Consider the following 13,052-nt stretch of genomic DNA (forward strand, 5'->3'; position numbering starts at 1 on the left):
CTCTTCGTTGTAGTTCTTGGACATCGGGTAGATCTTCTCGCTTTCCCTGGTCTGAGACCAAGATCAAGCGTGTCCACTACCTGGGGTCAAGGCCCGACCTCGATAGACGGGATCCTTTTGGATGCCGCCGTACATCACGCCCCTGTTGCGCCTTCGAGAGGTGTGGTGCTGCTGGTGCATGGCATCACGGTGGACATGGATGAGGGCGGGGGCATGTTTGTCCGGTTGGCTGATCTGTTGGTGGCCTCGGGATTCAATGTCGTGAGGTTCTCGTTCCGAGGGCATGGGTCGAGCGGTGGTACCCCGGAAGGGATGACGATCGCGGGCGAGTGCCTGGATCTGCAGGCCGCTCTGGCCGCAGTGGACGATCAGTTCCCCGGACAGCGATTGTCGATCGTGGCAGCCAGTTTCGGTGCTGTGTCCGTGGCGTTGTCGCTGTCATGGTTGGGTGGGTTGCACCGTCTGGTGTTGTGGAATCCGGTGCTGGATCTGTCCCACACTTTCCTGGCGCCGGAGCTGGCTTGGGGGAGAGAAAATTTCGGCCCTGATCAACAGAAAATATTGCAGGACAAGGGTTTTCTGCTAGTTGATGGGGAGTTCAGGCTGGGAAGAGTTCTCTTTCTGGAGTTCGCGCGATACCGGCCGCTCGATGACCTCCTTGCCAGCCAGGCGACGGCGCTTGTGGTGCACGGTGACCGTGACGAGTCGGTGTCGTACGACATCGCCGCGGAGTTCGCGCGGTCCCGTCCGGATACGACGTTGCACACGGTGGTCGGTTCGGATCATGGATTCGACTCCCGAGAACGTGAGGATGAGGCGATCGAGGTGACGGTCGACTGGTTGTCCGAGCATTCCTCGGTGGTGGCGTGAGGGTCGCCGATCTGTACGCGCCCACCCATCTGGGTGACATGGAACACCGACCTGCACACTTCACCGCAAGAATTCCGCGCTCGCCTCACCGCACTCACCTTCGAACAACGCCTGGGCTCCATGGCCGACCGCGCCAACCGCATCGCTACTGCCAGTCGCGAGTTGGCCAACCCAATCACCTTGTCCGCCAACGACTCCGCGAGGCAGGCGCGGGCGGGACAGCTGGTCAAATTCGACTTGGCCACCCAAATGGTCATCGAGATGACCTCACTGGCCGGCACCATGGCCCGCGAATACGCCTGCAAAGCAGGCGAACCCACCCCTGTCGCTGAAGCACTCCTCGAAACCGAGCTGCCTCGACACCACACCGACCGGATTCCAGCGACGCTGCCCGGGGCGCTGCTCGCGCTGGCCGCCCGGTTCGATCTCCTCGTGGCAATGCTCGCTATCGGAGCCAAGCTCACCGGAACCTCCGACCCCTACGGACTGCGCCGCGCTCGGCATCGTGCGCATCCTGCGCGCACACCCCGAACTCGAAACAATCACCTACCGAGACGGATTGGATGCCGCAGCCCAGGCGCTGCGAGATCAGGGAATCACGGTCGCCGACAACGTCCTCGACACCGCCGAGGAACTGTTGAAGACCCGCTACCAGCAGCGTCTCCGCGACGAGAACACACCCGGCCCCTTATCGACGCAGTCCGGTTCGCTGAGGACAATCCCCGGCGCGCGGACCGGTTGCGAGACGAGATCGAGCAAGCTCGCAGCATCCACGGCCCGCAGTTCGCCGCACTCGTAGAAGGACTGCAGCGGATCGTGCGGATCCTGCCACCAGATACACCAGCCGACTACGACCCGACCCGACTCAGCGAACCAGCCGAGCAGCAGTTGACCGGGGTGATCGCCCGCCTCGACCATGCCCAAGACCAACCACTGCCGGAATGGGGCGAAACCGCCACACCGCTGGCACAAGCCCTGCGAGCCTTCTTCGACGACTTACTCGTCATAGCCGACGAGCCCGCGCTGCGCTCCGCGAGGCTTGGCCTGAGCGTGGTCTACGGCTTCGAGTGGATTTCGGTGGCGTCGAAGGAGCGCGAAGCAAACCGAACGAGAAATCGTGGATTGCGTCGAGAATAGCGAGGTCAAGAAGTGTGCTCCCCGCGCACGCGGGGATGATCCGGTCGGCCACAAGCTGCAAGGCCGCCTGATCACGTGCTCCCCCCGCGCGCGGGGATGATCCGAGAACCGCCACTACGTGGCAGTGGGTGACAAGTGCTCCCCGCGCACGCGGGGATGATCCCGAAGACAGGGTCGAGAGCTGTTCGGGACTCAGGTGCTCCCCGCGCACGCGGGGATGATCCGAGCGCTGGTATCGCCGGTGGTTGCTGGGGGGAGTGCTCCCCGCGCACGCGGGGATGATCCGACAAGGCGATCAGCCGGTGCTGGAAACAACCCGTGCTCCCCCGCGCACGCGGGATGATCCGGAGGTCGATTCCTCCACCAACACTCGCACGTCGGCTCGACGCGCACGGAGTAGCCCGAAATAGCGCCGGGGGAGTGGGGGCGAAATCCGGGTGATGACATGCCAGTGCATTGATGCACGCAACCTCGCCTGGTCGAAAGGATGCGTTCTCGTGCAAACGACCTCATGCCAATTCGCCTCCACATTAGAAGGCTGTGCTCGGATGGACTTGAGCAGCGCAGAACCTCAGGCAGCCTTGGCGGGGAGCAGGTCTCCGTCCTCCATAGCCTTCACACTGTTAGATTCCAGTCGCTACGGGGGTCGTATGTGGTGCGCGGTGCCGAATGGGTCGCTGACCGCTGTGTCTGCCGACCAGCTGCCCGGGATCGACCGCGTTGCGGTTGAGCATGATTCGGCAGGAAGTGGTGCGCTCGGAAGGATTCGAACCTCCAACCCCCTGGCTCGTAACCAGGTGCTCTCTCCGTTGAGCTACGAACGCGTTGCTCGCTTGCGCGAGCGGGGTTCCCTCGGCGAGATTCGAACTCGCACCTCCCGGAATCTAGGTCCGGTGCCTCTACCGATTGGGCTACGAGGGATCGGGTTTCGTATCCGTGGGTGGAGTCGAACCACCGGCCTGCACCTTCGGAGGGTGCCGCTCTTCCACTGAGCTACACGGATCTGAAACTCGGGTGGCAGCAGGAGGATTCGAACCTCCGGTGGTGAATACACCTGATTTACAGTCAGGCCCCTTCGACCGCTCGGGCATGCTGCCGTGATCGTCGCTATGAAGTTGTCGAGCACGGACGGCGGGACTCGAACCCACAACCGGCGGCTTTGGAGGTCGCTGCTCTTCGGAGTTGAGCTACGGCCGTATACACGAAAAAGGGGTCACCCCTTGGCGTTCGCCGCGGAGTGACCCCTTGCTCGGGTCTGTGAAAGACACGGGTCAGGGGCCGCTCCGGACGTTCAGCCGTCGATAGCTGACCGTCGATAGCACGGCATTGGCGCGCGACCGCCAGGCACCAGTACGCGACCACTGTCGCTGCTGGATCCCGGTCATCGTCTTCGCCTTCCTGGTGGGGTGTGCCTTCTGTGGTACCGACGTTAACATCCGAATTTCCAGATGGGAACTGAATTTCGGGGTTCAGAAGGTTCGGTTGGTTTCCCGCGCGATCTTGAACCCGGCGCCGGTGCTGTCGTTTGTGCAGGTCACCCCGGCCTCGGCGGAGTCACAGGTGAACGGTCCGACGGTCAGCACCCCGCCGTACGGCAGCACCCGACCGCCGCCACGATTGCCGCCATCGATCGGCGCGCCGACGAACACGCCCTGGTTCAAGCACCGTGCCCCCGAGTGCACGCCGACGGTGAGCGCGCTCGCCTGTGGATTCTTGCTCCAGCAGTCCTTGAACTCCGCGGGCGCGGGCGCGGTGGGCCCCTGACAGCCGACCTGAGCGTTGTCGTCGATCGGCTGATCGAGGATCGCGCACAGGAACGACCCACTCGGCGACTGGAAGTAGTACCCCATCTGCTGCCGGTACTGCGCCGGATCGACCGGACCGGACACCGGCGGCCGCGTCGCGGTGGCGGCCGAGGAGGTTATCGGTGCTGCGGAGGAGCTCGGCGCGGCGGAGCTGGCCACGGCCGAACTCGGCACCGCCGAGGTGGACGTCGGTGTGGCCGAACCCTTGTCGTCATTGCCACACCCGGCCAGCAACGCCAGCGCGACGGCGCACGGCACCACGGCGATACGAGCTCCTCGGATTTGCATGACGGCATTCTGTCGTGCGCCCGCGAGCTTTCGGTCAGGACGCGCCGTTGGGCGTGTCGCCGCCATCGCCCCAGGTGGCGATCAGTTCTTGCGCGCCTGCAAGGTGTAGCTGAGCGGCAACCGCTCCGGATGTGCGGTGAGATGCCACTCGCCACCGTCCCCGAGCGTCATCTGCCCGGGCAACGCCTCCCACGGCACACTCCGATGCTCGACCAGCCCGGTGATCGACAGGCCCGCGGTCAGCAGCGCGGTCACCAGATCGCCGAACCCATGGTTCCATTCGTGGGTCGTCGTTTGTTCGAACTCGGCGTCGGTCTCGACGTAGGTGCCGCCGTCGGAAAACACCGTCGGCTCCGGCATTTCGAAGTACGGGTAACCGAGAACCAGTCGGTCCGTGTGGGTTTCGTCGGTGGCCCACAGCACCGGATGACCCTCCCGGATGAACAGCCGCCCGCCGGGTCGCAGCAGTTCGGCGACGGTCCGCGCCCAGCGTTCGACGCTCGGAAGCCAGCACAGTGCACCGATTCCGGTGTACACCAGGTCGAATTGTGCGGCGCCGAGCGCGGATACCGCGTCGTAAACGTCCGACTCGACGAAATCGATACGCGCATCGGTCTTTTCGGCGAGCGACCGGGCTTGCTCCAGCGAGGCGGGTGAGAAGTCCAGCCCGGTCATGGTGGCACCGAGCCGGGCGAGCGAGAGCGTGTCGGTGCCGATGTGGCATTGCAGGTGCACCCCGCGCAGCCCGCTGATGTCGCCGAGCAGCGGCTGATCGAACCGCACCACCTCGCTGAGAAAGTCCGGTTCCGCGAGGAATCGGTGCACCGCGTAGTCGCGTGACGCGGCGTGCACGGGTGCGCGCTCGTCCCAGTTGGCCCGGTTGAGGTGGCGGTAGTCGTCGGTCACGGTCGCCACTGTGGCATGGACGCCGCAGTGAACGCATGTGAAATTATGGTCAGCAACCACCCCGCTAGCCGACAAGAACGGACAAATCGGGCATGATGAACGCCATGACCTTCGTTATCGATCGACGCACCGCATGCAGGTAACCGCTGTCGAGTGGGTGATCACCATCGTGGTGATCCTCGGCTTGTTCGTCTTCGACTTCTTCGCCCACGTCCGCACCCCGCACGAACCGACCTTCCGCGAGTCCGGCTTCTGGTCCGCCGTCTATATCGGAATCGCCCTGGCCTTCGGCGGTTTCGTCGCCTGGCAGTGGGGTTCGACGTTCGCGGGGGAGTACTACGCGGGCTTCGTCACCGAGAAGGCGCTCTCGGTGGACAACCTGTTCGTCTTCCTCATCATCATGTCCACCTTCGCGGTGCCGCGGATGTACCAGCAGAAGGCGCTGCTGATCGGCATCGTGATCGCGCTGGTGATGCGCGGCGCGTTCATCGCCGTCGGCGCGGCCGCGATCAACGCGTTCAGCTGGGTGTTCTATCTCTTCGGCGCCTTCCTGATCTACACGGCGGCCAAGCTGATCAAGGAGAGCGGCCACGAGGCCGAGCACGAGGAGAAGCGCGACAGTCGAGTCGTCGCGCTGGCCAAACGGCTGCTGCCGACCACCGACAGCTACGACGGCGACAAGCTGATCACCCGCGTCGACGGACGTCGCGTGGTGACCCCGCTGCTGCTCGCCTTGCTGGCGATCGGCTTCGCCGACCTGCTGTTCGCCCTGGATTCGATCCCGGCGATCTACGGTCTGACGAACGAGCCGTACCTGGTATTCACCGCAAACGCGTTCGCGCTCATGGGTTTACGGCAGTTGTACTTCTTGATCGGTGGACTCCTCGATCGTCTGGTCTACCTGTCCTACGGTCTGTCGGCGATCCTCGCGTTCATCGGCGTGAAGCTGGTGCTGCACGCGTTGCACGAGAACACATTGCCGTTCATCAATGGCGGCGAGCATGTCAGCGTGCCGGAAATCTCCACTGGAGTATCGCTCGGAGTGATCCTCGGCATCTTGATCATCGCGACGGTCGCCAGCCTGCTGCGCACCCGCAAGGACTGATGCGGGGCGCCAGAATTCAGAACACCCGGTTGTTGTCCGGTGCGATCTCGAACCCGTGCCCGTCTTCGTCGTTGCTGCAGATGACGCTGAAAGTCTCGGCCCGACAGGTGAATCCGTGCGCGCGCAGGGTGGATCCGGCGGGCAGCACCGGTCCGATGCCGGTGCCGAACTCGCCCGCAGGCCCCGTGTAGAAACCCTGGTTCACACAGAGGTATCCGGCGTCCTCGCCGACCGCGACCGCGGCGGCCGTCGGATCGGTGCTCCAGCATTTCTGCATGTGCGGCGGCGCGGGGCCGGTCGCGCCCTGACAACCCGCGGTGCGTCGGGGCTGGCCCGTCGGCTGATCGAGGATGCCGCAGGTGATCTGACGGTCCGCCGTCTGGAAGTAATAGCCGTCGGCGTTCCGGTACAGCACCGGGTCGGCCATACCGGGCTGGGTCAGCGGACGGGCCGAAGAGGAAGTTGCTGGGTCCGATTTGTCCGGTACGCCCAGGTACGCGTACAACAGGCCAGCGGTGGCAGCCGTCGACGCGAAAACCGCTACGTATGTGCGCATGGCCGCGAGTCTGCCGTGTGGCATAGGGGGTATGTCCGTATCACGCACGGTGTGTCGCCGCAAGTTAGCTGACTTCGACTAACTACCCGGGCTCGCCGCCTGATTCCCCGCAGGAAGAACCGGTAAAAGGGGAATCAGGACGGGCGAGCGGGTGGCACGTTTCAGGACGCGAAAGCGCCGAGCACCGGCAGCCATTCGACGACGCGAACGTCATCGATCAGCTGCTCCTTGGCGAAGGGATCCACCGCGAGCAGCGCGTGCAACGCCTCGACGTCCGCGGCCTGGAACAGCAGCAATGCGCCGGACCCGTCCGGGTACGGCCCGCTGGTCAGCAGGGCGCCCGCCGCGAGCTGATCGGCGAGCCAGCCGCGGTGCGCGGGGCGATGGGTGTCCCGGCCCGCGACCGTGGCCTCGGAGTAGGTGTAGTGAACAGCGAAGATCGGCACGGGGAAATCGCTTCCTATGTCAGAGAGTAAGCAGCATCCGAGTATTACCGAGGGTGTTGGGCTTGACGTAGCTCAGGTCCAGGAACTCGGCGACACCGGTGTCGTAAGACCGGCACATCTCCGCGTACACCTCGGCCGTCACCGGCGTCCCCTCGATTTCCGCGAACCCGTGCCGCGCGAAGAAATCCACCTCGAAGGTCAGCACGAACACCCGCCGCAGCTCGAGCTCGCGGGCCACCGCGATCAAATGCTCCACCACGATCCGGCCGACGCCACTGCCCTTGACATCCGGATGCACCGCGACCGTGCGCACCTCACCGAGATCGGCCCACAGCACATGCAGCGCACCGCAGCCGACCACCCGGCCGTCGAGCTCGGCGACCCAGAATTCCTGCACCGCTTCATACAGCGTGACCAGGTTCTTTTCCAGCAGTATCCGGCCGGCGTAGACATCGACGAGGCGTTTGATCTCGGGCACGTCGGAGGTTCGCGCGCGTCGGACAACCAGTGCGGTGCTGTGCGCGCCATTAGGCACGCTGGGATGCGCGTCGCTGGTCGAACCACCTAGTGGTCCCCGAGAGTTCATGGGGTGCAGAGTAGTCGGGTGGGTTACCGATAGGCTGAACGTGTGCCACACATCCAGTCGTCCCGCTCACCGCATAATGCCGGGCAGCGGGTCCGGCATGACGTGCGCCGGGTAGGCGCCGGTCATCGTCATGCCATGCGTTGTCTGGAGTGTTCATGAGTGCCCAGCCGGAAGAGATAGAGCGACGCTGGTCCGCGGCCAGTCCGATCCGCTCCGGCATCGTCGCGCCGCACGCCGAACCCGTCGTGCCGCTGATGAATATCGCGAACATCCTGACCATGCTGCGCATCGCGCTGGTCCCGCTGTTCGTGGTCGCGCTGTTCGTCGACGGCGGGCACGAGCCGGTCTGGCGGATCGTCGCGGCCGCGCTGTTCGGCATCGCCGCGATCACCGATCGATTCGACGGGCAACTCGCACGCAAATACGGCCTGGTCACCGACTTCGGCAAGCTCGCCGATCCCATCGCGGACAAGGCGCTGATCGGTTCCGCGGTGATCGGTTTGTCCGTGCTCGGCGACCTGGCCTGGTGGATCACCCTGGTCATCTGCGGCCGCGAGATCGGCGTGACGCTGCTGCGCCTGGCCGTGGTGCGCCGCGGCGTGATTCCCGCCGGCCGCGGCGGCAAGCTGAAAACCCTTGTGCAGTCCCTCGCCATCGCGGTGCTGCTGCTGCCGCTGGGCGGCTGGCTCGCCTCGGCGGGCATGGTGTTGATGTATGTGGCCGTCGCGCTCACCGTGCTCACCGGCCTCGACTACGTCGGCCAGGCACTGCGGGTGTGGTTCGCGGGCGGGCCGGGCCGAACGCGCGGCGCATGACGGTGACCGCCGCGGTGTCGACCGACCCGTTGCTGGTGGACGTGCCCGCCGCCGACCTGGTGCACGCGCTGACCGCGGCGGGCCAGACCGTCGCCACCGCCGAATCCCTCACCGCCGGGCTGTTATCCGCGACCATCGCCGGTGTGCCCGGTGCCAGCGCGGTGCTGCGCGGCGGCCTCGTGGTGTACGCCACAGACCTCAAACACAGCCTCGGCGGCGTCAGCGACGAAGTACTGAAGACGGAAGGTCCGGTCGCCGCCAGCACCGCCGAACAGCTTGCGGTCGGCGCTCGAACCAATTGCGGGGCAGACTGGGGAGTAGCGCTGACCGGTGTCGCCGGGCCCGACTCTCAGGATGGGCATGCGGTGGGCACCGTCTTCCTCGGTCTGGCCGGTCCGGGGCACACCGAGGTGATGCGGTTGAAACTCCTCGGGGACCGGTGGACGATCAGGATCAGTGCGACGCACATCGCCGTGCGTGAGTTGCTGCGATGTGTACGACGGCCGGACCCGAGTCCGGCCGGGCAGGGCGGGCAAGGCGAGTGATTTCCGCTGGGCGGGAACCAACCGCCCCTTGTCCGACGTTGTGCCAGAAAGAACGGCGTGCGTGGCACTCGTGAGTGTCATGCAGGTCCCCTGACAGGGAGCGAAGGAGAACGAGATGACGCTGCTGCGAGAGGCCATCGGGGACAGTCTGCGGCGTGCTCGTCTCGCCCAGAGCCGGACCCTGCGCGAGGTGTCCACCTCGGCGCGCGTGAGCCTGGGCTATCTCTCCGAGGTCGAGCGGGGCCGCAAAGAAGCCTCCAGTGAGTTACTGGCCGCCATTTGCGCGGCCCTCGATGTGCCGCTGTCCCGGGTGCTCTGGGATGTGAGCACGATCATGGCCGGTGCCGACGGCCTGCCAACGCGTACCCCGGCCGATGCCGCGGCCGCGCCGTTGCCGGTCGACGCGGAGCAGTCCACCGCCGCCGAGGCCGCGCCTGCCGCGGACGCACCCGCCGCCGAGCCCGCGCTCGCACCCGCGAGTGCCAGTCTGTCGGTGGCCGGCACGGGCGGACGTCCGCTGCCGCTGGCCATGGACACCCGAATCGTCATTCCCGCACCCAAGGCCGACATGCTGGTCCTGGTGAAGGGCATGTGACACCTAGCAAAAGGTGGCTGCCGCGGCAACGCTGCGGACCGGCGCCCGAAGCGGATAGATTCTCACTAGGCGTCGGTTGGGCCGGGTATACCCGGCCCAACGGCCGCATGGTGGAGGATAGGCACATATCGAGTGCGTGACGGTCGCGCACTGGAGCCGCGTCGAGGGCGCGGCACGTCAGATGGAGGCGGGATCAATCGATGGCTAATCCGTTCGTCAAGGCCTGGAAATACCTGATGGCCCTCTTCGATTCGAAGATCGAGGAGCACGCGGATCCGAAGGTCCAGATTCAGCAGGCTATCGAGGAAGCTCAGCGCCAGCATCAGGCCCTTTCACAGCAGGCCGCATCGGTCATCGGCAACCAGCGTCAGCTGGAAATGAAGCTGAACCGGCAGCTCGACGAGGTCGAGAAGCTCAATGCCAACGCGCGCCAGGCGGTCACGCTGGCCGACCAGGCGGCGAACGCCGGCGACACCGAGAAGGCAATCCAGTACACCAACGCCGCCGAGGCGTTCGCCGCACAGCTGGTCACCGCCGAGCAGTCGGTCGAGGACCTCAAGGTGCTGCACGACCAGTCGCTGCAGGCGGCCACCCAGGCCAAGAAGGCCGTCGAGCAGAACGCGATGCTGTTGCAGCAGAAGGTCGCCGAGCGCACCAAGCTGCTCAGCCAGCTGGAGCAGGCCAAGATGCAGGAGCAGGTCTCCGCGTCGCTGCAGCAGATGGATTCGACGCTGTCGGCGCCGGGCAGCACCCCGAGCCTGGACGCGGTGCGCGAGAAGATCGAGCGCCGCTACGCCAACGCGCTCGGTTCCGCCGAGCTCGCGCAGAACACCGTGCAGGGCCGCATGCTGGAGGTGCAGCAGGCCAGCATCCAGATGGCCGGGCACAGCAAGCTCGAGCAGATCCGTGCGTCGATGCGCGGCGATCAGCTGCCCGCGGGTGGCGCGGCGCAGCCCGCCGTCAATCCCGCACCGGCCCAGGCCAATCCGGCGCAGCCGCAGATGAACAAGGGCCAGGCCGCACAGCAGTAACGGTTGGCCGCACGGCGAGGACTTTGTCGGTGGTAGGTGGTTCACTGGCAAGCACTGCACGGGTACCCGGCGGGCCGGCCGTCGGCCGCGTCGGGACCGTGCTGGTCCGATCCGCGCTACCAGTGGGAGAGATGGCATGACTCGGGATAAGGCGCTTCCGGGCCGCAGGCGCGATGCGGCGATCGTGCGGGCGCAAGCCGCGCTGGCTCCACAACCGGGAAGCCTGCCCGACAGTCTGCGCGAGGTCGGCGAGCACGCACTGGTCACCGTGCGCCGCTGGGCCGACCCACGCGAGCGGGAACTGCGCCGTCGGCGCCGAGCCCGCCGCCGTAGCTTCCAACTCGGCACCGCCTCCGGCATCACCACTGCGGGAGCCGTCGGGCTCGTGGTTCTCACCGCGCCCGCCTGGATCGTTGTCGTAATCGGTGGCGGCGCGGTCGCACTCGTCACCGGCACCGCGCTCAGTGCCCGCCGTTATCTGCGGCTGCGCAACACCCCGCTGCCGCAGGCCACGTTCATCCCGCGCAAACAACCACCCCTGTGGTCTCGTGCCCGCGGACCAATCGCGCGACTGGTCCGCGCCGAACGAGCCCTGCACGGCCTCGGCGCCCAGATCGCCCGCGGCAACCGCCTGCCCGACGACGAACTCACCGACATGCTCGAAACGGCGGACTCCGGCTCCGCCGCCCTGCACGCCCTCGCCGCCGACATCACCGCCATGGAACAGGCCCTCGGCGCCATGGGCCGCACCAAATCCCCTGTGGCAGTGGGCCTCACCGATAACCTCCAGTTCGCCCTCGGCCGCCTCGATACCGGTGTCGAGGAATACGAGCAGGTCGTCGCGGCCGCAGGCCGCATCCTCGCAGTCCCCGAAAGTGCCGTGCTACGACACAATTTCGATGCGATCGTCGCCGACCTACGGCACGCCGCCGACCGCCTGGACGGCTGGGCCCAGGCCCTCACCGAGGTCGCCGACCAGCAGGTGCCGCTCGGGCAGCCGGGGCAGCACTGAGCGTCACCGCCTACTGAGGTCGCCGATCAGGCAGGCATCGCCGTCGGACTGTCAGCTCTGAGTGACACGCGTCTGGGTTCCGCGCACTGCTGAAAACCGCACCACATCAACCACTTCCGCCTGTTCGGCGTCTTCAGCTTCGGGATCGGCGCGGTCGAGCCAGGTCTGGGTGGGGTAGGTGATTACGTTCGACGCCTCAGTCGACGCGCCAGCAGCAGGATGAGAACTGGGAGTGCGAGGAAGGCGGCCAGTAGCACGAGAAATGCTGCGGCAGTGGTGGTTTCGGTGTGTGGCTCAGTTGAGCGTTGTGGTGCTGCGTATGGCGGGCCTGGGTACTGATTCGTCAGGTACCGTGGCGCGGACTTTTGCGGTGTCGGCAGGTCCGGGTGCTGGCTCGTCGGGTGGCCGGGGGCGATGTTGTGCAGTGGGGTGCACGGATGGGGACACCACGGTACCGAGTACTCGGGTGTCGGCGAGGCCTCGCTCATTGCTTCATCGTCGTTGTTCGACGGACACCGGTGTATCCGTCGAACAGTCGACAAGGCACGGCGTCCGCGAACCGCGCGCTACCGGATCAGCGCAGCGTGTCCTTGCGTCGCAGTTCTTCGGCCCGGGCGCGCAGCGCGGCATTCACCAGTTCGCGGCCCTCGGCCATCAGGTCGAGCACCTCCCAGGAGGCTTTGCGGGCGGCGCCGCCGACGATGCCGGCGATCGCTCCGCCGTGGCGACGGGCCGCCGCGGCGAGTTCCTGTGCGAGTTCGTTTTCCATCAGGCACCGACCGTCACGTGGGATTCAGTGAATGAGTGTGTGCCGAACATGGTGTGTACATGAGCCGACCATCCCTTCCTGACTGCGGCTATCCGGAAAGCTGCGCGCAAGATCAGAGTACAACCGTACACTGACCGACCGCGCGGCCGGGAGAGCGCAAAACCCAAGCCTTTCGCGAAGCGTAATAGGCGACGGGTCCGACCGGAACACCAACTTTGCCCGGGCCCTACCGCTCGTCGGCGACACATCACCCGGTCGCAGGCCGATTTCGCCGACCGGGCGTTTGGTGCCGAGCACGCCGGGTAGTTGCCTGCATGTAGCTGATCGGCCGGATTCCGTCTCAGGGATCGGGAACATTCACTACAAAGGGCAGGAGCAGTCAGATGCTTGATATTGCCTACCGAAAATCCGCGATCGACCAGGACACGCAGCGGCTGGATATCAGCAGATACCTGGCCTGGGGCAACGTCGATGATCCGGTCCGACGCTCGCGGCAAGCGCAGCGAATCGCCGAGGATCTCGACCAGTCCGAGCACAAGGCAAGTGCCTGAAGCACTCTCATCGAACGCAACGCGGAGGAATCGAA

The 13,052-nt window shown here is 65.8% G+C and carries 16 protein-coding genes, 5 tRNA genes and 1 pseudogene; 11 read left to right on the forward strand and 11 right to left on the reverse strand.

The genetic code is table 11. From position 1 onward, the window contains the following. Positions 1-69 precede the first annotated feature (69 nt). The 4 genes and pseudogenes from ACIBK2_RS10825 to ACIBK2_RS10840 all read left to right on the forward strand — a co-directional run bounded on the left by ACIBK2_RS10825 (position 70) and on the right by ACIBK2_RS10840 (position 2,007). Positions 70-870: an alpha/beta hydrolase family protein gene (locus tag ACIBK2_RS10825; protein ID WP_396965949.1), complete on the forward strand. Its 801-nt coding sequence runs from the start codon at positions 70-72 to the stop codon at positions 868-870. A 33-nt stretch (positions 871-903) separates the two neighbouring features. Then, positions 904-1,356: pseudogene (locus ACIBK2_RS10830) on the forward strand (glycine--tRNA ligase subunit beta); the annotation flags it as partial. Between the two features lie 19 nt (positions 1,357-1,375). Next, a complete protein-coding gene (locus ACIBK2_RS10835) occupies positions 1,376-1,669 on the forward strand; it encodes a hypothetical protein (protein WP_396967247.1) in 294 nt (97 codons plus the stop codon). Positions 1,670-1,686: 17 nt separating this feature from the next. Further along, positions 1,687-2,007, forward strand: a complete 321-nt coding sequence (locus ACIBK2_RS10840; RefSeq protein ID WP_396967249.1) for a hypothetical protein — start codon at positions 1,687-1,689, stop codon at positions 2,005-2,007. A 748-nt stretch (positions 2,008-2,755) separates the two neighbouring features. On the opposite strand, the gene ACIBK2_RS10845 is transcribed toward ACIBK2_RS10840, so the two are convergent. From ACIBK2_RS10845 to ACIBK2_RS10875, 7 genes are all read right to left on the reverse strand, one after another. Next, positions 2,756-2,831 (reverse strand) — tRNA-Arg (locus tag ACIBK2_RS10845). A gap of 23 nt (positions 2,832-2,854) precedes the next feature. Continuing rightward, positions 2,855-2,928, reverse strand: a tRNA-Leu gene (locus ACIBK2_RS10850). A 10-nt stretch (positions 2,929-2,938) separates the two neighbouring features. Then, a tRNA-Arg gene (locus ACIBK2_RS10855) sits at positions 2,939-3,010 on the reverse strand. A gap of 12 nt (positions 3,011-3,022) precedes the next feature. Beyond that, positions 3,023-3,104, reverse strand: a tRNA-Tyr gene (locus ACIBK2_RS10860). A gap of 26 nt (positions 3,105-3,130) precedes the next feature. Continuing rightward, positions 3,131-3,204, reverse strand: a tRNA-Trp gene (locus ACIBK2_RS10865). 272 nt (positions 3,205-3,476) lie between these two features. Beyond that, complete coding sequence (locus tag ACIBK2_RS10870; protein WP_396965951.1) at positions 3,477-4,100, reverse strand: hypothetical protein; 624 nt, start codon at positions 4,098-4,100, stop codon at positions 3,477-3,479. Positions 4,101-4,181: 81 nt separating this feature from the next. Then, positions 4,182-5,006 carry a class I SAM-dependent methyltransferase gene (locus ACIBK2_RS10875; RefSeq protein ID WP_396965953.1) on the reverse strand — a complete coding sequence of 275 codons (825 nt, stop codon included), beginning with the start codon at positions 5,004-5,006 and terminating at the stop codon, positions 4,182-4,184. Between the two features lie 133 nt (positions 5,007-5,139). Between ACIBK2_RS10875 and ACIBK2_RS10880 the strand changes: the two genes are divergently transcribed. Then, positions 5,140-6,111, forward strand: a complete 972-nt coding sequence (locus ACIBK2_RS10880; RefSeq protein ID WP_396965955.1) for a TerC family protein — start codon at positions 5,140-5,142, stop codon at positions 6,109-6,111. Between the two features lie 16 nt (positions 6,112-6,127). On the opposite strand, the gene ACIBK2_RS10885 is transcribed toward ACIBK2_RS10880, so the two are convergent. From ACIBK2_RS10885 to ACIBK2_RS10895, 3 genes are all read right to left on the reverse strand, one after another. Further along, complete coding sequence (locus ACIBK2_RS10885; protein ID WP_396965957.1) at positions 6,128-6,667, reverse strand: hypothetical protein; 540 nt, start codon at positions 6,665-6,667, stop codon at positions 6,128-6,130. A 161-nt stretch (positions 6,668-6,828) separates the two neighbouring features. Further along, entirely contained in the window at positions 6,829-7,113 is a 285-nt protein-coding gene (locus ACIBK2_RS10890; protein WP_396965959.1) for a YciI family protein, read from the reverse strand. A 19-nt stretch (positions 7,114-7,132) separates the two neighbouring features. Beyond that, positions 7,133-7,699 carry an amino-acid N-acetyltransferase gene (locus ACIBK2_RS10895; RefSeq protein ID WP_396965961.1) on the reverse strand — a complete coding sequence of 189 codons (567 nt, stop codon included), beginning with the start codon at positions 7,697-7,699 and terminating at the stop codon, positions 7,133-7,135. A gap of 155 nt (positions 7,700-7,854) precedes the next feature. Here ACIBK2_RS10895 and pgsA point away from each other — a divergent pair, with 155 nt between their 5' ends. The 5 genes from pgsA (at position 7,855) to ACIBK2_RS10920 (ending at position 11,697) form a co-directional block, all read left to right on the forward strand. Then, entirely contained in the window at positions 7,855-8,514 is a 660-nt protein-coding gene (gene pgsA / locus ACIBK2_RS10900) for a CDP-diacylglycerol--glycerol-3-phosphate 3-phosphatidyltransferase (protein WP_379284495.1), read from the forward strand. Further along, the gene (locus tag ACIBK2_RS10905; protein WP_396965963.1) at positions 8,511-9,059 is read left to right on the forward strand and encodes a CinA family protein; all 549 of its coding nucleotides are present in this window, start codon (positions 8,511-8,513) and stop codon (positions 9,057-9,059) included. Before pgsA ends, ACIBK2_RS10905 begins: the two co-directional genes overlap by 4 nt. Positions 9,060-9,174: 115 nt before the next feature. Beyond that, positions 9,175-9,654 carry a helix-turn-helix domain-containing protein gene (locus ACIBK2_RS10910; protein WP_396965965.1) on the forward strand — a complete coding sequence of 160 codons (480 nt, stop codon included), beginning with the start codon at positions 9,175-9,177 and terminating at the stop codon, positions 9,652-9,654. 200 nt (positions 9,655-9,854) lie between these two features. After that, a complete protein-coding gene (locus ACIBK2_RS10915; protein ID WP_357378723.1) occupies positions 9,855-10,685 on the forward strand; it encodes a PspA/IM30 family protein in 831 nt (276 codons plus the stop codon). Positions 10,686-10,821: 136 nt separating this feature from the next. Continuing rightward, entirely contained in the window at positions 10,822-11,697 is an 876-nt protein-coding gene (locus ACIBK2_RS10920) for a hypothetical protein (protein WP_396965967.1), read from the forward strand. 574 nt (positions 11,698-12,271) lie between these two features. Here the strand turns inward: ACIBK2_RS10920 and ACIBK2_RS10925 are convergent. Continuing rightward, complete coding sequence (locus tag ACIBK2_RS10925) at positions 12,272-12,466, reverse strand: hypothetical protein (protein WP_150405801.1); 195 nt, start codon at positions 12,464-12,466, stop codon at positions 12,272-12,274. Positions 12,467-12,849: 383 nt separating this feature from the next. On the opposite strand from ACIBK2_RS10925, the gene ACIBK2_RS10930 reads away from it, so the two are divergent. After that, on the forward strand, positions 12,850-13,017 hold the full coding sequence (locus ACIBK2_RS10930; protein ID WP_396965970.1) for a hypothetical protein: 168 nt from the start codon (positions 12,850-12,852) through the stop codon (positions 13,015-13,017). Positions 13,018-13,052: the final 35 nt, after the last annotated feature.

Source organism: Nocardia sp. NPDC050175 (genome assembly GCF_044459885.1).
GTDB lineage: Bacteria > Actinomycetota > Actinomycetes > Mycobacteriales > Mycobacteriaceae > Nocardia.